18 protein-coding genes and 1 pseudogene are annotated in these 19,940 nt (G+C 76.2%); 12 read left to right on the forward strand and 7 right to left on the reverse strand.

The features are described 5' to 3' along the window. Window positions 1-143: 143 nt before the first annotated feature. From V2J63_RS15345 to V2J63_RS15355, 3 genes are read left to right on the forward strand one after another with little or no spacing between them, the layout of a single operon-like run. Window positions 144-479, forward strand: a complete 336-nt coding sequence (locus V2J63_RS15345) for a WhiB family transcriptional regulator (protein ID WP_331231864.1) — start codon at window positions 144-146, stop codon at window positions 477-479. A gap of 9 nt (window positions 480-488) precedes the next feature. Beyond that, window positions 489-644 (forward strand): Sp36 family protein, encoded by a 156-nt coding sequence (sp36, locus tag V2J63_RS15350; RefSeq protein ID WP_331231865.1) that lies wholly within the window; start codon window positions 489-491, stop codon window positions 642-644. Further along, the gene (locus V2J63_RS15355) at window positions 641-1,108 is read left to right on the forward strand and encodes a RidA family protein (protein ID WP_331231866.1); all 468 of its coding nucleotides are present in this window, start codon (window positions 641-643) and stop codon (window positions 1,106-1,108) included. Before sp36 ends, V2J63_RS15355 begins: the two co-directional genes overlap by 4 nt. Before the next feature lie 97 nt (window positions 1,109-1,205). Here V2J63_RS15355 and V2J63_RS15360 read toward each other — a convergent pair whose 3' ends face one another. Further along, window positions 1,206-1,883, reverse strand: a complete 678-nt coding sequence (locus V2J63_RS15360; protein ID WP_331231867.1) for a Crp/Fnr family transcriptional regulator — start codon at window positions 1,881-1,883, stop codon at window positions 1,206-1,208. A 149-nt stretch (window positions 1,884-2,032) separates the two neighbouring features. Here V2J63_RS15360 and nth point away from each other — a divergent pair, with 149 nt between their 5' ends. Next, a complete protein-coding gene (gene nth / locus V2J63_RS15365) occupies window positions 2,033-2,821 on the forward strand; it encodes an endonuclease III (RefSeq protein ID WP_331231868.1) in 789 nt (262 codons plus the stop codon). Between the two features lie 41 nt (window positions 2,822-2,862). Here the strand turns inward: nth and V2J63_RS15370 are convergent, their stop codons facing one another. From V2J63_RS15370 to V2J63_RS15390, 5 genes are all read right to left on the reverse strand, one after another. Next, window positions 2,863-3,777, reverse strand: a complete 915-nt coding sequence (locus V2J63_RS15370; RefSeq protein WP_331231869.1) for an alpha/beta fold hydrolase — start codon at window positions 3,775-3,777, stop codon at window positions 2,863-2,865. A gap of 41 nt (window positions 3,778-3,818) precedes the next feature. Further along, entirely contained in the window at window positions 3,819-5,837 is a 2,019-nt protein-coding gene (gene acs / locus V2J63_RS15375) for an acetate--CoA ligase (RefSeq protein WP_331231870.1), read from the reverse strand. Between the two features lie 175 nt (window positions 5,838-6,012). Beyond that, entirely contained in the window at window positions 6,013-7,119 is a 1,107-nt protein-coding gene (locus V2J63_RS15380; RefSeq protein ID WP_331231871.1) for a hypothetical protein, read from the reverse strand. A 125-nt stretch (window positions 7,120-7,244) separates the two neighbouring features. Then, window positions 7,245-8,339 carry a hypothetical protein gene (locus tag V2J63_RS15385; RefSeq protein WP_331231872.1) on the reverse strand — a complete coding sequence of 365 codons (1,095 nt, stop codon included), beginning with the start codon at window positions 8,337-8,339 and terminating at the stop codon, window positions 7,245-7,247. A 12-nt stretch (window positions 8,340-8,351) separates the two neighbouring features. Continuing rightward, on the reverse strand, window positions 8,352-9,149 hold the full coding sequence (locus tag V2J63_RS15390; RefSeq protein ID WP_491062058.1) for an HAD family hydrolase: 798 nt from the start codon (window positions 9,147-9,149) through the stop codon (window positions 8,352-8,354). Between the two features lie 215 nt (window positions 9,150-9,364). Here V2J63_RS15390 and ssd point away from each other — a divergent pair, with 215 nt between their 5' ends. The 7 genes and pseudogenes from ssd to V2J63_RS15425 form a co-directional block, all read left to right on the forward strand. Next, window positions 9,365-10,525, forward strand: coding sequence for a septum site-determining protein Ssd (gene ssd, locus V2J63_RS15395; protein WP_331231874.1), 1,161 nt, complete (start codon window positions 9,365-9,367; stop codon window positions 10,523-10,525). Then, window positions 10,522-11,700 (forward strand): TadA family conjugal transfer-associated ATPase, encoded by a 1,179-nt coding sequence (locus V2J63_RS15400; RefSeq protein WP_331231875.1) that lies wholly within the window; start codon window positions 10,522-10,524, stop codon window positions 11,698-11,700. Before ssd ends, V2J63_RS15400 begins: the two co-directional genes overlap by 4 nt. Window positions 11,701-11,924: 224 nt before the next feature. Then, entirely contained in the window at window positions 11,925-12,545 is a 621-nt protein-coding gene (locus tag V2J63_RS15405; RefSeq protein WP_331231876.1) for a type II secretion system F family protein, read from the forward strand. Next, window positions 12,542-13,099, forward strand: a complete 558-nt coding sequence (locus V2J63_RS15410) for a type II secretion system F family protein (RefSeq protein ID WP_331231877.1) — start codon at window positions 12,542-12,544, stop codon at window positions 13,097-13,099. The genes V2J63_RS15405 and V2J63_RS15410 overlap by 4 nt, the downstream gene beginning before the upstream one ends. A 163-nt stretch (window positions 13,100-13,262) precedes the next feature. Next, window positions 13,263-13,550: a DUF4244 domain-containing protein gene (locus V2J63_RS15415; RefSeq protein WP_491062057.1), complete on the forward strand. Its 288-nt coding sequence runs from the start codon at window positions 13,263-13,265 to the stop codon at window positions 13,548-13,550. Next, a complete protein-coding gene (locus V2J63_RS15420) occupies window positions 13,550-13,933 on the forward strand; it encodes a TadE family type IV pilus minor pilin (protein WP_331231879.1) in 384 nt (127 codons plus the stop codon). The genes V2J63_RS15415 and V2J63_RS15420 overlap by 1 nt, the downstream gene beginning before the upstream one ends. A gap of 1 nt (window position 13,934) precedes the next feature. Next, window positions 13,935-14,243, forward strand: a pseudogene (locus V2J63_RS15425) (Rv3654c family TadE-like protein); the annotation flags it as partial. Between the two features lie 102 nt (window positions 14,244-14,345). Here the strand turns inward: V2J63_RS15425 and V2J63_RS15430 are convergent. Further along, the gene (locus tag V2J63_RS15430) at window positions 14,346-16,928 is read right to left on the reverse strand and encodes a DEAD/DEAH box helicase (RefSeq protein WP_331231880.1); all 2,583 of its coding nucleotides are present in this window, start codon (window positions 16,926-16,928) and stop codon (window positions 14,346-14,348) included. Between the two features lie 154 nt (window positions 16,929-17,082). On the opposite strand from V2J63_RS15430, the gene V2J63_RS15435 reads away from it, so the two are divergent. Then, on the forward strand, window positions 17,083-19,926 hold the full coding sequence (locus V2J63_RS15435) for a lamin tail domain-containing protein (protein WP_331231881.1): 2,844 nt from the start codon (window positions 17,083-17,085) through the stop codon (window positions 19,924-19,926). The last annotated feature ends 14 nt before the right edge of the window (window positions 19,927-19,940 follow it).

Raw genomic sequence — 19,940 nt, forward strand, 5'->3', positions numbered from 1 at the left:
TCGGCGTGACGGGCGGCGACGTCGATCATCGAAGAGCGACACGTGTACGGCAGGGGGTTCCTCAACAGGTCAAGAGGCAGTACGGTTCTGGTCTGTGAACGTTATGCAGCGATGGAGCTGCTGAGCCGAAGAAGGTGTTCTCCATGAGTGTCAATGATGACCAGACGTGGGCAGCCCGAGCAGCATGCAGCGGGGTCGAGCCGGATGAGCTATTCGTGCGGGGGGCCGCGCAGCGGGCGGCACGAACCCTGTGCTTCGGGTGCGAGGTGCGGATGGACTGCCTCGCCGACGCGCTCGACTCGCAGGTGTCCTTCGGTGTCTGGGGCGGCCTCACCGAGCGGGAGCGCCGGGCGCTGCTGCGCCGTTACCCCGGGGTGCCGTCGTGGCGCACACGCCTCAAGGACGAGGAGGACGCGCTCATCGGCGAGCTGCGCGCGCAGCGGGCGCCGCGGATCCTCTCGCGGAGCCAGCCCGCATAGGATGGCCCCATGGTGACCTGGGAGTACGCGACGATTCCGCTTCTCATCCACAACACGAAGGCGATCCTCGACCAGTGGGGTGCCGACGGGTGGGAGCTCGTGCAGGTGATCCCCGGCCCGCAGGGCGGGAACCTCGTGGCCTACCTCAAGCGCCCCCAGCAGTGAGCGTCGGCGCGCGGCTCGACGAGCTCGGCCTCACGGTGCCAGCGCTCGTCGCGCCGCTCGCCGCCTACGTGCCGGCGGTGCGCCACGGTGATCTCGTGTGGACCGCGGGGCAGCTGCCCATGGTCGACGGCGCCCTGCCCCGTACCGGCAAGGTCGGTGAGGGAGAGGGGCTCGTCAGCCCCGAGGAGGCCAAGGCCCTGGCCCGCACCGCGGCGCTCAACGCGCTCGCGGCGGTCGCGAGCCAGGTCGCCTCGCTCGACGACGTCGTCCGGGTCGTCAAGGTCGTCGGCTTCGTCGCGAGCGACCCCGGCTTCGCCGGGCAGCCGGGTGTCGTCAACGGCGCCTCGGAGCTGCTCGGCGAGATCTTCGGCGACGCGGGCGTCCACGCCCGCAGCGCGGTCGGGGTCAGCGTCCTCCCGCTCGACGCGCCCGTCGAGATCGAGCTCGTCGTCGCCGTCCGCTGACGGCGGGGCCCGTCCGCTGGCGGGAGATCAGTACCGCTGACGTCGGGCCCGGTCCGCCGGCACCATGCCCGCCGCTCGTGCGGCGGGCATGGCGTCGTCAGCGTGCGCGGCGCTGGAGCCGCTCGACGTCGAGGAGCTGGACGGCGCGGCCCTCGAGCCGGATCCAGCCACGGGCGACGAAGTCCGCGAGCGACTTGTTGACCGTCTCCCGGGAGGCGCCGACGAGCTGGGCGAGCTCCTCCTGCGTGAGGTCGTGCGCGACTCGGATCCCCTCCGTCGTCCGCTCGCCGAAGCGCTCGGAGAGGTCGAGGAGCGCCTTCGCGACGCGTCCGGGGACGTCGGAGAAGACGAGGTCCGCGAGCGCCGTGTTGGTGCGGCGCAGGCGCTGCGCGAGCGCGCGGAGCATGTGCTTGGCCAGGGCGGGCCGTGTGTCGAGGAACTCCATGAACGGCTCGTGCTGGAGCTCGAGGAGCCGCGCGGGGGAGACGGCGGTCGCCGTCGCGGTGCGCGTGCCCGGGTCGAAGAGGGTGAGCTCGCCGAGGACCTCGCCCGGGCCGAGGACGGCGAGGAGGTTCTCGCGGCCGTCGCTCGCGCTGTGGCCGAGCTTCACCTTGCCCTCCATGACGAGGTAGAGGCGGTCGCCGGGGTCGCCCTCGCTGAAGAGGGTCTCGCCGCGGCGCAGGGTGGTCTCGCTCATCGAGCTGCGGAGGTCCTGCAGGGCGTCGGCGTCCAGGGCCTCGAACAGAGGCACGGAGCTGATCGCGGTGTCATCCACGGTGGGTTCCCATCGTCGTCGGTGCGGGCCGATCATGCCCATACTGCCACCGCACCCGGCTGGGCACGCGCGTACACGCGCACCGGAACCCGTCCGCGTGCGCCGCGCAGGCGCGGCGGGGGAGCTGCAGAGTCCCCTACGGTTGGCGGGTGGAAGCCCCGCCGGTCGCCGTCGTCGATGACGTCCTCGCCCGCGCATGGCCGGACGCGCGCTGCGAGCTCGACTTCTCCACGCCGCTCGAGCTTCTCGTCGCGACCGTCCTGTCCGCCCAGACCACCGACGTGCGGGTCAACGCCGTGACGCCGGCGCTCTTCGCCCGCTACCCCGACGCCGCCGCGTACGCCGCGGCCTCGCTGGCGGACCTCGAGGAGATCCTGCGCCCGCTCGGCTTCTTCCGCAGCAAGGCCTCGGCACTGCGGGGGATCGGCGCGGCCCTCCTGGCCGACCACGGTGGCGAGGTCCCCGCGACGCTCCCCGCGCTCGTGGCCCTGCCCGGCGTGGGGCGCAAGACGGCGAACGTCGTCCTCGGCAACGCGTTCGGCGTCCCGGGCATCACGGTCGACACCCACGTGGGGCGCCTCGCGCGCCGCCTCGGTTGGTCCGGCGAGAAGGACCCGGTCAAGGTCGAGCGTGACATCGCGGCGCTCGCCGAGCCCGAGCGGTGGACGATGCTGTGCCACCGGCTCATCTTCCACGGCCGCCGGGTGTGCCACTCGCGGCGCCCCGCGTGCGGGATGTGCGTGCTCGCCGAGGTATGCCCCTCCTTCGGGGTGGGGGAGAGCGACCCGGAGGCCGCGCGCGCCCTCGTCAAGATCCCCGCCGAGGCAGTGGACGGTTCCGGGAGCGGGAGCGGCGTCGCGCCGGACAGGCGCGGCCGGAGGGCCGGGAGCGGCCGACCGGGCGGCGCCGGGGCACCGTCGGGCCGTGGCGCGGAGTAGCCGGCGCACCGTCGGGCAGCGGCACGACAGGTAGCCGGGGCTCAGTCAGGCAGCGACGCCAGGTGGTCGAGGAGCAGCGCGCTCACCTGGTCCGGCGCCTCCTCGGGGAGGAAGTGCCCGGCGTCGGCGATGCGCACCGAGCGGAACGGGCCGGCGACCATCCCTGCGTCCGCGGCGAACCCGGCCGCGTCGACGGCGCGGTCCTGCGCACCCTGGACGCTGAGCACGGGGACGCGGATGGGCTCGCTCACGCGCTCGAGGAAGCGCCGTCCGTCCGGGCGGGGCGTCGAGCGGACGAGCCAGCGGATGTGCTCGAGGCTCGTGTGGGCCACGGAGGGGAGCCGCATCGCCGTCGAGTACATCTCGACCTCCTCCGCCGGGACCGCCCGTCCGGGGGCCGAGCCGGCGGCGAGGAGCCGGGCGACGAGGTCGCCGCGGGTGAGCGCGCGCTCGGGGAACCACGGGACCTGCACGCGGGCGAGGACGAGGCGGGTGCGCACCGGCAGGCGGTTGTTCAGGCGCAGGAGCGAGAGCGGGTGCGGGTTGGCCAGGACGGCGACGGCGCGTGTGACGCTGGGCTCGAGCGCCGGCATCGACCAGGCGACGGTCCCGCCGAACCCGTGGCCGACGACGACGGCGCGCCCGGCACCGAGGGAGCGGATGACGCCTGCGACGTCGGCGGCGAGGACGGGTGTGCCGTGCCCCGTCGGGGGCTTGTCGGAGCCGCCGAACCCGCGCAGGTCCATCGCCGCGACGCGGTAGCCGGCCCCGGCGAGCGCCTCGATCTGGGCGCGCCACGCCCACCACAGCTGCGGGAACGCGTGGAGGAGCACGACGAGCGGGGCGTCGCCGTGCGACGGCCCCGCGAGCGCGACGTGGAAGCGCGCGCCGTTGGCGGCGATGAACTGGTGCTCCCACGGGCCGGGGGGCAGGACGGTGCTGGGGTCTGGAACCACGCCAGCGGACACTACCGCCTCGGCTCCGGCCCGTGAGGGCCTCAGTCCGACGCCTGCTTGCCGCGCAGACCGGTCGAGATGAGGTCCATGACCGAGGAGTCGGCGAGGGTGGTCACGTCCCCCACGGTCCGGTTCTCGGCCACGTCCCGGAGGAGGCGCCGCATGATCTTGCCCGAGCGAGTCTTCGGCAGCTCCGCGACGACGAGGATCGAGCGGGGCTTGGCGATCGGCCCGATCTCCTTGGCGACGTGCGCCCGCAGTGCGGCGACGGTCTCGTCCGTGCTCTCGCCCTCGGCGGCCTTCGCGGCGGCCTCCCCGCGGAGGATGACGAAGGCGACGACGGCCTGCCCCGTCGTGTCGTCGCTCGCGCCGACGACGGCGGCCTCGGCCACCGCGGGGTGCGAGACGAGCGCGGACTCGATCTCCGTCGTCGAGAGGCGGTGGCCGGAGACGTTCATGACGTCGTCGACGCGCCCGAGGAGCCAGATGTCGCCGTCGTCGTCCTTCTTGGCGCCGTCCCCGGCGAAGTACTTGCCGGGGAAGCGGGACCAGTACGTGTCCCGGAAGCGCTGCTCGTTGTTCCAGATCCCGCGGAGCATGGCGGGCCACGGCTCGGTGAGGACGAGGTAGCCGCCGCTGCCGTTCGGGACGGCCTCGCCCGACTCGTCGAGGACGTCGGCGACGACGCCGGGCAGGGGCGTCTGGGCCGAGCCGGGTTTCGCGGCGGTGACCCCGGGCAGCGGGGAGATCATGATCGCGCCGGTCTCGGTCTGCCACCACGTGTCGACGACAGGCGCGCGGTCCCCGCCGATGACACGGCGGTACCACATCCACGCCTCGGGGTTGATGGGCTCACCGACGGAGCCGAGGACGCGCAGGGAGCTGAGGTCGTGGCCGGCGGGGTGCTCCTCGCCCCACTTCATGCACGTGCGGATCGCCGTCGGCGCGGTGTAGAGGATGCTCACGCCGTACTTGGCGACGATCTCCCACCAGCGCCCGCGGTGCGGGGTGTCCGGGGTGCCCTCGTAGATGACCTGGGTCGCGCCGTTGACGAGCGGGCCGTAGACGACGTACGAGTGGCCCGTCACCCAGCCGATGTCCGCCGTGCACCAGTAGACGTCGCTCTCCGGCTTGAGGTCGAAGACGTACTTGTGGGTGTAGGCGCTCTGGACGAGGTATCCGCCGGTCGTGTGGAGGATGCCCTTGGGGCTGCCCGTCGTGCCGGAGGTGTAGAGGATGAAGAGCGGGTGCTCGGCCTCGACGGCGACCGGTGCGTGGTCCGGGCTCGCGGCGTCGACGACGTCGTGCCACCACACGTCACGGTCCTCGGTCCAGGCGACCTCCTGGCCAGTGCGCCGCACGACGAGGACGTGCTCGACGGGGGTCTCGCCCTTGGTGAGCGCCTCGTCGACGGCGGGCTTGAGCGCGCTGGCGGAACCGCGGCGGAAGCCGCCGTCGGCGGTGATGACGAGCGTCGCCTGCGCGTCGACGATGCGGGCGTACAGGGCCTCGGCGGAGAAGCCGCCGAAGACGACGGAGTGCGGCGCCCCGATGCGGGCGCACGCGAGCATGGCGATGACCGCCTCGGGGATCATCGGCAGGTAGATGGCCACGCGGTCGCCCGTGCCGACGCCGAGCTCGGTCAGCGCGTTCGCGGCCCTGGAGACCTCGCGCTGGAGGTCGGCGTACGTGAGGGTCCGGACCTCGCCCTGCTCGCCCTCCCAGTGGATGGCGACGCGCTCGCCGTTGCCGGCCTCGACGTGGCGGTCGACGGCGTTGTACGCGGCGTTGAGCGTCCCGTCACCGAACCAGCGGGCGAACGGGGCGTCGGAGAAGTCGAGCACCTCGGTGAAGTCCGTCGACCACGTGACGAGCTCGCGCGCCTGATCGGCCCAGAAGCCGAGCCGGTCCGCGCGGGCGCGCTCGTACAGCTCGGGCTGGGCGTTCGCCTGTGCCGCGAACTCCGGGCTCGGCGGGAACGCGCGCTCCTCGCTGAGGAGGTTCTCCAGGCCGCCGGCGGCGGGTGCGTTCTCGGGCGTGGCGGCGGTGTGGTCAACCATGAGGTCCTCCGGGCAGCATCGATGGTGCGTCACCGGCTGCGAGCGCTGTGGGGCGGCTCACAACCGGTTCAGCCCCAACATATCGCGGCGGGCCGACGTCGGTACCCGGGCGTCTCGGGACGACTCCGAGGTGGCTGGACGGTGCCGGGCGCGTGGCCGGGCGACGCCGGGCGCGTCAGTCGCGGTGGCCGGCGCGCTGCCGCTCGAGCCGGACGGCCGCGCGGGCCTCCCGGCGCCCCTGGCGGCGGGCGCCGTGGGAGACGACGCCCACGAGGATGAGCGCGAGGCCGTAGGCGAGCAGGCGGCCGGAGCTTCCGCTGGCGACGAGGTGGTGCGCGAGGTTGGCACCGAGGTCGTTGAAGTCGCGCAGCCAGGTGGTGACCGGCTCGAGGTAGTCCTGCGTCAGCGTGGGGACGGCGACGAAGGGGATGCCGAGGAGGAGGACGAGCGCCCCGGTGATGATCGCCCCGAGCGAGGTCCATCGCGCCGCGAGGAGGGCCACCGCGAGAGCGAGGAGGCCGCTGCCGAGCTCGATGAGGGCGGCGACGTTGCGCTCACCGGTGTCCCACTGGTTCCCGCTGGCGAGGGTGAGGCGCGCGCCGGCGTCGGCGATGAGGTACCAGGCGACCGGGACGAGGACGAGGGTGAGGAGGACGCCCCACAGGTGGGCGGCGGTGCGCTTGCGGGGCGCCGGCTCGGTGGTCGCGCCGTCGAGGATGACGGCGGTGTCGGGCTCGTCGTCGTCCCGGAGCTCGTCGGCGCCGCGCCGGGCCGGGCGGCGGGAGTCGTCGTCCCGGCTGGCGTCGTCGGAGCCGGACGCGGGGGTCACGGTGGTGAAGGGGTCCTCCTGCACGGCGGCGTCCCGCTGGCCGGTGAGGTAGGTGGCGCTGTGCTGCTCCGAGAGGCCGGAACGGGGGACGGGGCGCTCGGCGCGGTGCGAGCCCGGTCCGTCGGCGCCGGAGGCGTCCGTGCCGGGCTCGTCTGCGTCGGACCCGTCCCTGCTGGACCTGCCGGTGCTGGACGCACCGGTGCTGGACGCACCGGTAGTTGACCCGCCCACGCTCGCCATGCCGGTCGTGCCGCTGACGTCGGAGGTGGCGCTCATCGCGGTCGCTCCGCGTGCCGTCACGGCGTCGCCACCGTGGTCATCCGTCGCGGGCTCGGCGCCGCCGTCCGGCACCCGCCCCGTCGATCGGCCGTCACGGTCGGCCGGGTCGGTGGTGACCTCGTCCTCAGGGCGACGCCCGGCCTCGTGCTGCGGTGAGTGCGGGGGCACGGTCACGGGGTCCTCCTACGGTGGTCGGCTGCGCCCAACGTAGCGATGCCCCGCGGCCGTCGCCCTCTGGCGCGCCGGTCGCGCCAGACGCAGCGGCGCAGCGCGTGGCCGTCGTGCTGCCGGTGGCGCCCCTACGCGTCGACGGCGTGCCGCGCCCGCTCGAGCGCGATCTCGGTGCGCTCGTGGCGGCGTCCCGCCCGGCGGGCCTCGTGCGCGGCGAGGCCGCCGGCGAGCAGCAGCGCCCCGAGGACAGGCAGGATCCCGGTGCGGGCGAGGTCGACGGCGCCCGCAGGGAGGTCGCCGAGGCCCAGCGCGGTGAGTCCGGGGACCGTCTCGGTCCGCAGGAGCAGGTACCCGCCCACCGCGAGCCCCCACAGACCGCCGCCGATCTGCGCGCCGAGGCTCGAGAGGCGGACCGAGGCCGCGACGAGCGCGAGCCCCGCCGCGGCGAGCACGTGGAGCACGAGGTGGCCCGTGTCGGCGGGCGGGGCCGGCAGGACCGTGGCGCTGGCCCGCAGCGCGAGGAGGAGGGCCGGGAGGAGGAGCACGCCGGCCGCGACGGCGGTCCAGTGCGCTGCCGCCCGGGAGCGGGGCGGGACGGGCGGAGCGACACCGTCGTCCGCGGCGGCGGAGCGCGCGGCCCGGAGCGTCTCCTCGGTGCGCTCCTGCGCACGGCCGGCGCGGCGCGCGCCGTGCGCGCCCGCGGCGAGGCCGAGCATGACGGCCCCGAGCACGGGCAGGAGCCCCGACCCGGCGAGCGCCGCCGCGCCCTGACCCGTCCCGGTGGCCGCGCCGTCATCGGCGAGGAGGTCGGCGACCGCGGCGGGTCGGGCCCACGCGCCGAGACCGGCGAGGAGGACGAGGGCACCGCTGACGGCCAGACCGAGGCTCGACCACCGCGCGGAGAAGGCGACTACGGCGAGCAGGAGAGCCGCCCCGGCGAGGCGGACGGCGCCGTCGTCGAGCTCACCCGTGCCGGGCCCGCCCGCCGTCAGGAGCGCGCCCGCGCCGAGGAGCCACACCGCCGCCGCGGTGAGCAGGGGCGCGAGCAGCCCGGTCAGCAGGTGGTCGGTGAGGCGCGAGCGGGGCGGGACGGGGCGGGCGGGCGCTCCGGTCGTCGGCCCCGGTGTGCGGTGCGGGGCGGTGGGGCCCGAGGCGTCATCGTCGGACGCGGCGGCGGCGGCGCCGTCGGGCGTCACGCTCACGTCCGCGCCAGGGGTGGTCATATCCGTCCGACTCTAGTGGGCGCGTGCGCGGCGGCGGAGCAGCCACCAGCCGAGGGCGCCGGTCGCGACCGTGAGCGTGACGACGACCCCGACGGACACGCGGGTGTCGATCCGCGGGCGCAGCGGGACGGGGCGGGCGAAGTCACGGACCTCCCACCCGCGGGCGACCGCCTCTCGGCGCAGCGCCTTGTCCGGGTTGACCGCGACGGGGTTGCCGACCGCCTCGAGCATGGGCACGTCCGTGACGGAGTCCGAGTACGCCGAGCACGCGGCGAGGTCGTATCCGTGGCGGCCGGCCAGGTCGAGGATCGCCTCCGCCTTCGCTGGGCCGTACGCGTAGTAGTCGAGCTCGCCGGTGTAGCGGCCCTCCGCGGCGGCGAGGCGGCTCGCGATGACGTGGTCCGCGCCGAGCATCGCCGCGATCGGCCGGACCACGGCCTCGCTCGACGCCGAGACGATGACGACGTCCTGCCCCTCGGCGTGGTGGGCGTCGATGAGGTCGATCGCCTCCTGGTAGACGACCGGCCCGATCCGCTCCTGGAGGGTCTCGGCGACGATCGCCTCGGTGAGGGCGACGTCCCAGCCGCGGACGAGGTTGGCGAGCCGGTCCTTCATCCGCTCCGTCTGGTCGTGGTCCGCGCCGACGGCGAGGTAGCCGAGCTGGGCGTAGAGCCCGCGCAGGACGCCGCCGCGGCTGAGGAGGCCGCCCGCGTAGAAGGGCTTGGAGAATGCCATCGTCGACGACGTCGCGATGACCGTCTTGTCGAGGTCGAAGAACGCCGCGGCGCGCCGCCCGTGCTCGCCGTGCATGCCGTGGTCCACGCCCGCTCCCTCCGCCCGGGCCAGCGTAGCGGCGCGGAGAGGCCGTGGAGGTCGGGTGGCGGGAGTCCGTCCTGCGGAGGCGTCGTCCTGCACAGGACAGCGCCGCGCGGACCGGTCCACAGCGGGCCGACGGCGGGCGTCCGCGCGTCACCGGCCCGGGCGAGGCTCGGCCCGAGAGCGGGCTCGAGGTCACGGAGGTTGCTATGGCGGGGACGGCGACGGCGGACGAGCGCGGCCGGCGGCGGCGAGGCGAGCCGGGTGGACGCGGCGCAGCACGCGCCGGCGGGGGACCGGGCCACCACCCCGCGGGAGGCGGCCCGGCGGGTGGTGGCGGCCCCGCGCGGGTCGCCCTGCGCTCGGGGGACCGCGGGGTCGTCGAGCACGTGCGCCGGCTGGCCGCGCTCGCCGGTCTCGAGCTCGACGTCCACCCGTGGGGCGCGCCACCGCCCGCTGCGGCGGTCCTCGTCGACGACGTCGCCGCACCGCCCGGGCACGACGCCCCGTGGGGTGATGCCCCCGTCGGGGGGCTCGTCGTCGCGGTCGCCCCCGCCGGGGCCGACGTCGGCGCCGAGGTCCTGCGCCTGCCGGCGGAGTCCGAGGCGCTGCTCGGCGTGCTCATCGGGGCGGGCGCACCGGTCCGTGCCCGCGTGCTCGGCGTCGTCGGCGCCCGTGGCGGGGCGGGCGCCTCGGTGCTCGCCGCGGTCGTCGCGCGGCTCGCCGTCGGGGCGGGCGTGCCGACGGCGCTCGTCGACCTCGACCCGTGCGGCGGCGGTCTCGACGTGCTCCTCGGCCTCGAGCACGACCCCGGGCCGCGGTGGGCGGACGTCCTCGCCGAGCGCGGCGGGTTCCCGCCCGAACGCCTCGTCCTGTCGCTGCCGTCCTGGCACTCCGTGCGGGTCCTCTCCTCCGACGTGCGCAGCGGGGTGCCGCTCGACGACGTCGTCGCCCGCGCCGCCGTCCACGCCCTCGCATGCGCGGTCGACCTGCTCGTCCTCGACCTGCCGCGGCACGTGCTGGCACCGCCGGGCCGCGACGAGGACGTGCCCGCATGGCTCGCGCCGTGCACCGACGTCGTCCTCGTCGCCGGCTGCGACGTCCGCTCGGCGGCGGCCGCGGACGGGGCGGCGCGTGCGCTCGGCGCGGCGGGTGTCGTGCCCCGGCTCGTCGTGAGCGGGCCGGCGCCCGGGGGTGTCCACGCGGAGGACGTGGCCGAGGTCACGGGTCTGACGCTCGTCACCGCCATGCGGCCGGAGCGCTCCTTCCTCGCCGGCCTCGAACGGGGACTCTCGCCCGGGGACCAGCGCCGCGGGCCCCTCGTGACGGCCGGGCGCCGCGTGCTCGACGCGCTCGAGGTCGTGCCGTGAGCCAACCGTCGACCGACCTCTCCCGGCTCCGCGTGGGCCTCGCCGGCGGGGGAGCGGTGCCGGACTCGGGCGCCCTCAGTGCCGGGGTGCGGGCCGCCGCGGCGCTCGAGGACCGGCCCATCGGCCTGCACGGTCTCCTCGCGCTCGAGCGCCGGGCGCGCGCGGAGCTCCTCGGTGCAGGCGAGGGGCTGCAATCGCTGCTCGAGGACCCCGGTGTGACCGACGTCCTCGTCAACGGCGCGACGGGGGTGTGGGTCGACGGCGGGGACGGCCTCGAGCGCGTCGCCGTCGACCTCGGGGGAGAGGAGGAGGTCCGCACGCTCGCCACCCGGCTCGCCGCCGCGTGCGGGCAGCGGCTCGACGACGCGTGCCCCGTCGTCGACGGCTCGCTCCCGGACGGCACCCGGCTCCACGCGGTCCTCCCGCCGCTGTCCGCGTCCGGCACGCTCATCAGCCTGCGGACCCTGCGTGCCCGGGCGTTCACCCTGCCCGAGCTCGTCGCCTCGGGGACCGTCGCACCGGCGCTGGCGCCCGTGCTGCGCGCGCTCGTCCGGTCCCGCGCGAACGTCCTCGTCAGCGGGGCCACGGGGACGGGCAAGACGACCCTGCTGGCCGCGATGCTCTCCCTCGTCGGCCCGCGCGAGCGCATCGTGTGCATCGAGGAGGCGACCGAGCTGCGGCCCGACCACCCGCACGTCGTTCACCTCCAGGTGCGCCGCGCGAACGTGCAGGCCACGGGCGCCGTCTCGATGGCGGACCTCGTGCGCGCCGCCATGCGGATGCGCCCGGACCGGCTCGTCCTCGGCGAGTGCCGCGGCGCCGAGGTGCGCGAGGTCCTCGGCGCGCTCAACACCGGGCACGACGGCGGGTGGGCGACCGTGCACGCCAACACCTCCGGTGACGTCCCGGCGCGGCTGCTGGCCCTCGGCGCGCTCGCGGGCATGAACGAGCAGGCCGTGGCGGTGCAGGCGGCGAGCGCCCTCGACGCGGTCCTGCACCTGCGGCGCGAGGCGGGGGCGCGCCGGCTCGTCGAGGTGGCGATGCTCCGGCGGCACGCGGGTGAGCTGCACTGCGACCTCGCGCTCAGGCTGCACCCCGGCCGTGGGCTCGAGGAGGGCCCCGGGTGGGCCCGGCTCGCGGCGCGGCTCGACGCCTCCCTCGGGGAGGGGTCGTGAGCGGCCTCGCGCTCGGTGCGGTGCTGGCGCTGTGCCTCGCCGTGCTCGTGCGCTCGCCGGCTCGACGCCCGGTGGGGAGACGCGAACCGACCGGGTCGGCCTCCGGTGACCCGCCGGGCGGACGTCCTCGGGGCACGCACGGACGGTGGTCGCCGGCCGTCCGGCGGCGGGCTCGCAGGGCGGGCGGTGCGGGAGGGGGCCCCTCGACGGACCTCGGCGTCCTCGTGACCGAGGTCGCCACGCGGCTCCGCTCCGGTGCCAGCGCCGAAGCCGCCTGGGCGCAGACGTTCGCCCGGGCCGGGCTCGGTGGTGGCGCTCGGGTGGAGCGGTGCACCGAGGGGGAGGCCGGCGACGCCGCACCGGCGGGCGGCAGTGCGGTGCGCGCCACGAGCGGGGGTCTCGGGGCGGGTCGGGCCGGGCGCGCGGACGACGGCGTGCCGCCGCAGCTCGCGGCGTTCGGCATCCCTCGGACGGGTGGCGCGCGGCGCACCGAGGAGGCGGCTCTCGCAGCGACCGTGGCGGCGTGCCGGCTCACGCACGAGCTGGGCGCGCCGCTGGCGGACGTCCTCGACCGGTGCGCCCACGGCATCAGCGAGGCTGCCCAGGCGCAGGACGCGCGCCGTATCGCCCTGGCCGGGCCGCGGAGCACGGCGCGGCTGCTCGGCTGGCTGCCCGCCGTCGGCCTGCTCTTCGGCGCCGGGCTGGGCGCGGACCCGGTCGGGACGCTCCTCGACGGATCGTGGGGAACCGCCTCCCTCCTCACCGGTGCCGGGCTCCTCGCCGCGGGCCACCGGTGGACGCGGGCGCTCGTCGTGGCCGCCGAGCGGGGTGGCGAGCGCGCGTGAGCGCCCTGCTTGTCGTCCTTGCGGTGCTGGGGGCACTGCCGTGGTGGCTCCCGCGCCGGCGCACCGCGCCCGGTCGACGGACGGGGCCCGGGACCGGGCGGCCTCGCAGACGCGACCGGGCGCGGGTCGACGTCGCGGTGCTCCTCGACCTCGCTGGCGCGGCGATCGGTGCCGGTGCCTCCGTGCCGTCGATGCTCCAAGCGCTCGGCCGTGCCGTCGGGGACGACGACGCCGGGCGCGCGCTGCACCGGGCGGGCGTCGCGCTCGTCCTCGGCGCCCCGTGGGCGGAGGCGTGGAGCGGTGCGCCGGGTTCCGTCCGGGAGCTCACCCAGGCGCTGGAGCCGGCCTGGACGGACGGCGCTGATCCAGGACCGCTCCTCGCTCGCGCGGCCGAGGCCGTCCGCGCCCGCCGGCACCGTCGGGCGCACGAGGACGCGGCCCGGCTCGGGGTCCGCCTCGTCCTCCCGCTCGGCCTGTGCTTCCTCCCCGCCTTCGTCCTCCTCTCCCTCGTGCCGGTGCTCCTCGCCGCCGGCGGGTCCCTGCTCGCGCCGTAGGGCAAGGGGCGACCCGCCCGGCGGCGACCGCTCCCCGCACAGGACGCGGTGGCGCGCACAGCGTCCACAGGCGGGCCCCAGGCCCGAGCGCGAGGTCGGCGTGGACGACGACGCTGGTGGGACCCGGCCGGCGAGCGGCCGCGACTCGAGAGGGAGGTGTCCCATGGGACGGACGACAAGGTGGTGGAGGGCCGCGGTGCGCGCTGGTCGGCAGAGCGCGCGCGAGGTGGGGAGGTGGGGCGTGCGGTCCGCCCGGAGGGTGCGGGGCCGGCTCGTCGCTGCGACGCGCGCCATGCGGGCGGCACCGCAGGCGGGCATGGCGACGGCGGAGTACGCGATCGCGACGCTCGCCGCCGCGGCCTTCGCCGGGCTCCTCCTCGTCATCCTGCGCAGCCCCGAGGTGCGGGGGTTCCTCCTCGGGATCATCCGCCAGGCGCTGCAGGTGAGCTGATGGGCACGGAGGCTCGGGCGGGCCGGCGCGGCGGGGGCGGCGCGGGCGAGCGCGGGACGGTGACGGCAGAGGTCGCGCTCGTCCTGCCCGCGGTCGTCGTCGTCCTTCTCGTGGCCCTCACGGTGGCGTCGGGCGCGGTCGCCCAGGTGCGGTGCGCGGACGCAGCGCGGGCCGGTGCCCGGGCCTCCTCCCTCGGCGAGCCCCTCGAGGTCGTCGTCGCGACGGCCCAGCGGCTCGCCGGCCCGGACGCCGCCGTGAGCGTGGAGGTCGACGCCGGGTGGATCGAGGTGACGGTCACCCACCCCGTCCCCGGGCTCCTCGGCTGGGTCGGGAGGCTGGAGGCGCGCGCCACCGCCCGCGCCGTCCCGGAGCCGGGAGGATGACATGAGCGAGGGTCCGGCGGCCCGATCGCGAGAGCGCGGGTCCGGGACGGTGCTCGGGCTCGCCGTCATCGCGGTCGCCCTCGTCCTCACGGTGGCCGTCGCGGGCCTCGGCCGCGCCGTCCACGCCCGCGGGGCGGCTCAGGCCGCGGCGGACCTCGGCGCGATCGCGGGCGCGACCGCCCTCCACGCCCCGGGCGGCGGCGCCGGGTCCGCCTGCGCGCAGGCGGCGGCCGTCGTGCGGGCCAACGGTGCGACGCTGACGGGGTGCACAGTCTCGGCCGGGACCGTCGAGGTGCGGACGGCAGTCGAGACGTCTGCGGCGGGGATGCCCGCCGCGCTCGTCGCCTCCGGCCGCGCCCGCGCCGGGCCCGCCGGCCGCAGACGGGCGCCGGCCCCGCTCGTCGCAGACGGGCTACGAGGCGGTCGCCCGCGGGAGGTCGCCGTCGGCAGACGGAGCGGTGCCGAGCGACGTCGGTGGGTGCGTCTCGCGGGGCTGCCCGTCGGGTGCGTGCGCCACCCGTGGCCGCACTCCCGAGGGGGTCGCCACGACTGGCTCGGAAACCTCGCGCTGCTGCTCCCGCCTCGGCGCCGCGCGCAGGAGGAAGCTGAGCACCCGGATCGCCGCGTGCTTGTCGAGCGGGGAGTTCCCGTTGCCGCACTTGGGCGACTGGACGCAGCTCGGGCAGCCGTCGGCGCACCCGCACCCGGCCACCGCCTCGAGCGTCGCGCGGATCCAGTCCGTGGCGGCGTGGAAGCCGCGCTCGGCGAACCCTGCACCGCCCGGGTAGGCGTCGTGGACGAAGACGGTCGGCTGATACGTGTCGGCGTGCAGCGCCGTCGACAGTCCGCCGAGGTCCCACCGGTCGCACGTGGCGACGATGGGCAGGAGCCCGATCGCGGCGTGCTCGGCGGCGTGGAGCGCGCCCGGGAGGACGTCGGCGGGGATGCCGGCCTGCTCGAGCGCGTCCGCGCTCGCGGTCCACCAGACGGAGCTCGTGTGCAGGACGCGCTCGGGCAGCGTGAGCGGGTAGGAGCCGATGATGTCGAGGCCCGGCAGGCGGCGCCGGTCGTACCCCGTGACCTGTGACGTCACCTCGACGTGCCCGCGCGACCACCGGACCGTCGGGCCGTCGGGGTGCTGCCAGTCGGCGTGCTCGACCTCGTCGATGATCCGCACCGTCGTCGCGCTGCGGGCCTTCGTCCGGTAGCCGATGTCGGCGTCGGCGTGGACGAGGGCGACGTCGTCCTCGAGCGCGTCGACGACGAACGTCCGCCCCTGGTGGACGTAGACGGCGCCGGTGTGGACGCTCGCATCGGCGCGCGCGCCGTCGACCGTGCCGAGCACGGTTCCCGTGCCGGCCTCGACCACCTGGACCGGCTGGCCCTGCCCGCCCCGCAGGTCGGTGAGGTCGGCCGGGCGCTCGGGCCGTGCGAAGTTCCAGAACCAGCCGGCGGGTCGGTGGCGCAGGAGGTCGCGCCCGGCCAGCTCGCGCAGCAGGGCGTCGTCGGCGAGGCCGAAGCGGGCGAGGTCGGCGTCGGTGAGCGGCACCTCCGCGGCCGCGGCGCACAGGTGCGGGGCCAGGACGTAGGGGTTCGTCGGGTCGAAGGTCGTCGCCTCGACCGGCTGGCCGAACACCGCCTCGGGGTGGTGGACGAGGTAGGCGTCCAGCGGGTCCTCCGAGGCGACGAGGACGGCGAGGCCGTCCCGGCCCGCCCGTCCCGAGCGCCCGGCCTGCTGCCACAGCGACACCCGCGTGCCGGGCCACCCGGAGATGACGACGGCGTCGAGCCCCGCCACGTCGACGCCGAGCTCGAGCGCGTTCGTCGTCGCCAGCGCGAGGAGGTCGCCCTCGCGCAGCGCCCGCTCGAGCGCCCGGCGCTCCTCCGGGAGGTAGCCACCGCGGTACGCCGCGACCCGTGCGCCGAGGCCGGTGCCGGCGAGCTGGTTCTGGACCTGCTCCGCGATGACCTCGGCGCCGTAGCGGGAGCGGACGAACGCGAGGGTGCGCGCGCCGGCCCGGACGAAGCGGGCGACGAGCGCCGCCGCCTCGCTCGACGCGCTGCGCCGCGGTCCGAGGGCATCGAGCTCGGCCTGGCCCTCGGGCAGGACGACGCCCTCGCCGGGCCAGTGCGCGCCCTCCCGGGTGAGGCCCGGCTGCCACAGGACGATCGTGCGGGTCCCGCTCGGCGCCGTGTCCTCGACGACGGCGTGGACGTCGTCGGCGCCCACGCCGATGAGCCGCGCGGCGGTCGCGGCGGGCTCGCCGGTCGTCGCCGAGGCGAGGACGACCGTGGGGCGCGCGCCGTAGTGCTCGGCGACGCGCAGGAGCCGCCGCACGACGAGGGCGACGTGCGCCCCCAGCACCCCCCGGTAGGCGTGGCACTCGTCGATGACGAGGAACCGCAGGCCGCGCAGCAGCCGCTGCCAGCGCCGGTGGTTCGGCAGCAGCGAGAAGTGGAGGAAGTCGGGGTTGCTCAGCACGATGTCCGCGTGGTCGCGGGCCCAGTCCCGCTCCTCGAACGGGGTGTCGCCGTCGCACGTCGTCGCGCGGACGCCGGGCAGGTCAGCGGCGTTGACGAGGCGCTCCAGCCCGGCGAGCTGGTCGGCGGCCAGGGCCTTCGTCGGGGCGAGGTAGAGCGTCGTCGGCCGGCGCGTGTAGGCCGCGATCCGCCCGGCCCCGCTGCCCGCCGCCTCGTGCGCCGCCGCCCGGGAGGCGCTGATCGCGGGCAGCCACGCGGCGAGGGACTTCCCGGAGCCGGTGGCCGTCGCGATGACGGTGTGCCGCCCCGACCACACCGACTCCGCGGCCTCGACCTGGTGCTCCCAGGGCGCCTCGACACCGAGCCGGCGGTACCCGGCGACGAGCTCAGGGTCCGCCCACGTCGGCCACGGCGCCGTACGTCCCGCTCGTGCGGGGACGCGCTCGACGTGGAGCAGCCGGTCCTCCTCGGCACCGAGCTGCTCCAGCACGGCGAGCAGGTCGGCGGAGGCCACGTCCCATCATCGCCCATGGCGGTGCCGCCCGATCGCCGTGGGTCCCCGCCGGACACCCCCGCGACACCCTCTGTTCAGCGGGACCCGGTTCGATGTCGCTCGTCGCGCCTCGTCGTTGTCCGGGCGCACCTTCCCCCGCCCGAAGGAGACCCCCATGCCCGTGGCCCGCCGCGGTCTGTCCCTCGCCGCCGTCATCGCCCTCGGCGGCGGTGCGCTCATCGCCGCACCCCTCGCCGCGAGCGCCGACCCGGCGCCCGGCGTCGTCGTCAACGAGATCGTCTCGACCGGGACCGACCGGGACGCGATCGAGCTGACGAACACCGGGGCCGGCCCCGTCGACCTGTCCGGGTGGGTGGTCAAGGACGACGACGACGCCCGCACGGACACCCTGGCCGAGGGCACGGTCCTCGAGCCGGGCGGCTACCTCGTCCTCGAGGCGGACGTCCACTTCAGCTTCGGTCTCGGCAACGGTGATGCCGCCCGCATCTTCGACGCCGCCGGCACGCTCGTCGACGCCCACACGTACCCCTCGCACGGCAGCCCCAGCTGGGCGCGCTGCCCCGACGGCAGCGGGGACTTCGCCCTCCCGACGAGCCTGACCCTCGGTGCGGCGAACGACTGCGAGCCCCCGCCGCCCACGCCGGGGACGGCCGTCCTCAACGAGATCGACTCCGCGCCCGCCGACTGGGTCGAGCTGACGAACCCGGGCGAGACGGCGGTCGACCTCACCGGCTACGAGCTGCGCGACAACTCCGACGACCACCGCTGGGCGCTCCCGGCCGGCACGGTCCTCGAACCGGGTGCCTACCTCGTCCTCGACGACTCCGACTTCGGCGCCGTCATGGGACTCGGCGGCGCCGACTCGGTCCGGCTGTTCGATGCCGACGGCGCACTCGTGCAGGAGGCCTCGTGGACCGAGCACGCCCACCTCGACGGTGACGAGGCCGCCGCGACGCTCGTGCGCTGCCCCGACGGCGTCGGCGCCTTCACCGTCGCCTTCACCACCCCCGGGAGCGCCAACGTGTGCCCGGTCCCGACCGTCGCGATCAACGAGGTCGAGTCGAACGGCGACACGACCGACTGGGTCGAGGTCGTCAACACGGGCACGGACGCGGTCGACGTCTCGGGCTGGACGGTCATGGACGACGACCCGGTCGGCCACGGGGCCGACGTGACCCCGCTGCCCGCCGGCACGGTTCTGGAGCCGGGTGAGTTCTTCGTCTTCGCCGGCGACCGTGACTTCGGCTTCGGCCTGGGCAAGGCGGACCGGGTGACGCTGCGCGAGGCCAGCGGTACCACGGTCGCCGAGTACGTGTGGGAGGACCACGCGGCCACGACCTTCGGCCGGTGCCCCGACGGCGTCGGCGAGTTCGTGCTCCAGGGCGCGTCGACCAAGGGGGCCCCGAACGACTGCGGCTCACCGGTGCGCCTCAACGAGATCGAGTCGAGCGACGCAGAGGCAGGGGACTGGGTCGAGCTCGTCAACCCCACCGCCGCGGCCGTCGATCTCGGTGGTCTCGTCCTGCAGGACAGCGACGACTCGCACTCCTACACGATCCCCGCTGGTGCGACGCTGGCGGCCGGCGGCTACCACGTCGTCGAGGAGGCCGACCTCGGGTTCGGCCTGGGCGGTGAGGACGCCGTGCGCCTCGTCGACGCCGACGGCGAGACCGTCGTCGACGAGCACGCCTGGACCGCGCACGCGAGCGCGACGTACGGGCGCTGCCCTGACGGCGTCGGGACGATGACGCAGACCGACGAGCCGACCAAGGGCGCGGCGAACCTGTGCCCCGGCGAGGCCCGTGTCCTGCCGTGGCTCGGGGGCCAGACCACCCGCGTCCTCGACGCGGAGCCGATGTTCGGCGGGGACTCCTCCGGCCTCGACTTCCAGTGGGACGGGGACTCCGGCGTGCTGTGGGCGATCGACAACGGCACCGGCACCCTCGTCAAGCTCGACGTCGACGCGACGGGTGCGGTCGTCCCGGCCTCGGGCTGGGAGGACGGCAGGCGCGTGCGGTACGCGAAGGACGCCGGGGACCCCGCCGCCGCCGGCCCGGACACGGAGGGCGTGACGGTGGCCGGTGACGGGACGCTCTACGTCGCCGCGGAGCGGGACAACGCCGACAAGGGGACCAACTGGAACGTCGTGCTCCGGGTCGACCCGGCCGTGGCCGGCACCGACCTCGTCGCCGTGGCGCAGTGGGACCTCACCGGTTCGCTCCCGGACGTCTCGGCCAACACCGGGATCGAGGCCGTCGAGTGGGTGCCGGACACCGCGCTCGCGGGCCTGCTCGTCGACGCCGGCACAGGGGAGCCGTACGACCCGGCCGACCACCCGGGCCACGGTGACGGCCTCTTCTTCGTCGCGGTCGAGGACAACGGCGGCGTCTACGCCTACGCGCTCGGCGAGGACGGCTCAGCGACGCAGGTCGCCGCCATCGACCCGCAGCTCGGTGGCGTCATGGGCCTCGACCACGACACCGTCCGCGGGGTCCTGTGGGCGATGTGCGACGACGGCTGCGACGGCATGCACGCCCAGATCACGCTCAACGGCACCGGTACCCCGGACGTCGTCCACGTCGAACCGCCTGCCACCCTGCCGAACCTCAACCACGAGGGCTTCGCGACGGCGACGGCGGACCTGTGCGTCGCGGGCGTGCGGCCGGCCTGGTGGTTCGCCGACGGCGAGGAGCCGGCGGCCCTGCGGACGGGCACCCTGCCCTGCGACGAGCTGCCGACCGACGAGCCCACCGACGGCCCGACCACGGGACCGACCGACGAGCCCACCGACGGCCCGACCGCGGGACCGACCGACGGGGCGAGCGACGGCCCGCCGGACGACGGCGCGCCCGGGAGCACCCCCACCGGCGGGAGCGGTGCCGGAGGCGACGACGACGGTCTCGCCCGGACGGGCGCCGGGGGCGTCCTCGCCGCGACCGGCCTCGCCACCCTCCTCATGCTCGCGGGTGGCCTCGCGGTGCGGCGCCCGACCGCCTGATCCGACGGGTGGCG

Source organism: Georgenia wangjunii (assembly GCF_036421975.1).
Taxonomy (GTDB): Bacteria; Actinomycetota; Actinomycetes; order Actinomycetales; family Actinomycetaceae; genus Georgenia_A; species Georgenia_A wangjunii.

What these genes read in the sequence shown, in the direction of transcription:
- V2J63_RS15390 (WP_491062058.1), bottom strand. Translation starts at nt 9,149, where the DNA reads ATGCACGGCGAGCACGGGCGGCGCGCCGCGGCGTTCTTCGACCTCGAC.
- V2J63_RS15415 (WP_491062057.1), top strand. Translation starts at nt 13,263, where the DNA reads ATGGGACGGACGACAAGGTGGTGGAGGGCCGCGGTGCGCGCTGGTCGG.
- ssd (WP_331231874.1), top strand. Translation starts at nt 9,365, where the DNA reads ATGGCGGGGACGGCGACGGCGGACGAGCGCGGCCGGCGGCGGCGAGGC.
- acs (WP_331231870.1), bottom strand. Translation starts at nt 5,837, where the DNA reads ATGGTTGACCACACCGCCGCCACGCCCGAGAACGCACCCGCCGCCGGC.
- V2J63_RS15345 (WP_331231864.1), top strand. Translation starts at nt 144, where the DNA reads ATGAGTGTCAATGATGACCAGACGTGGGCAGCCCGAGCAGCATGCAGC.
- V2J63_RS15385 (WP_331231872.1), bottom strand. Translation starts at nt 8,339, where the DNA reads ATGACCACCCCTGGCGCGGACGTGAGCGTGACGCCCGACGGCGCCGCC.
- sp36 (WP_331231865.1), top strand. Translation starts at nt 489, where the DNA reads ATGGTGACCTGGGAGTACGCGACGATTCCGCTTCTCATCCACAACACG.
- V2J63_RS15435 (WP_331231881.1), top strand. Translation starts at nt 17,083, where the DNA reads ATGCCCGTGGCCCGCCGCGGTCTGTCCCTCGCCGCCGTCATCGCCCTC.
- V2J63_RS15420 (WP_331231879.1), top strand. Translation starts at nt 13,550, where the DNA reads ATGGGCACGGAGGCTCGGGCGGGCCGGCGCGGCGGGGGCGGCGCGGGC.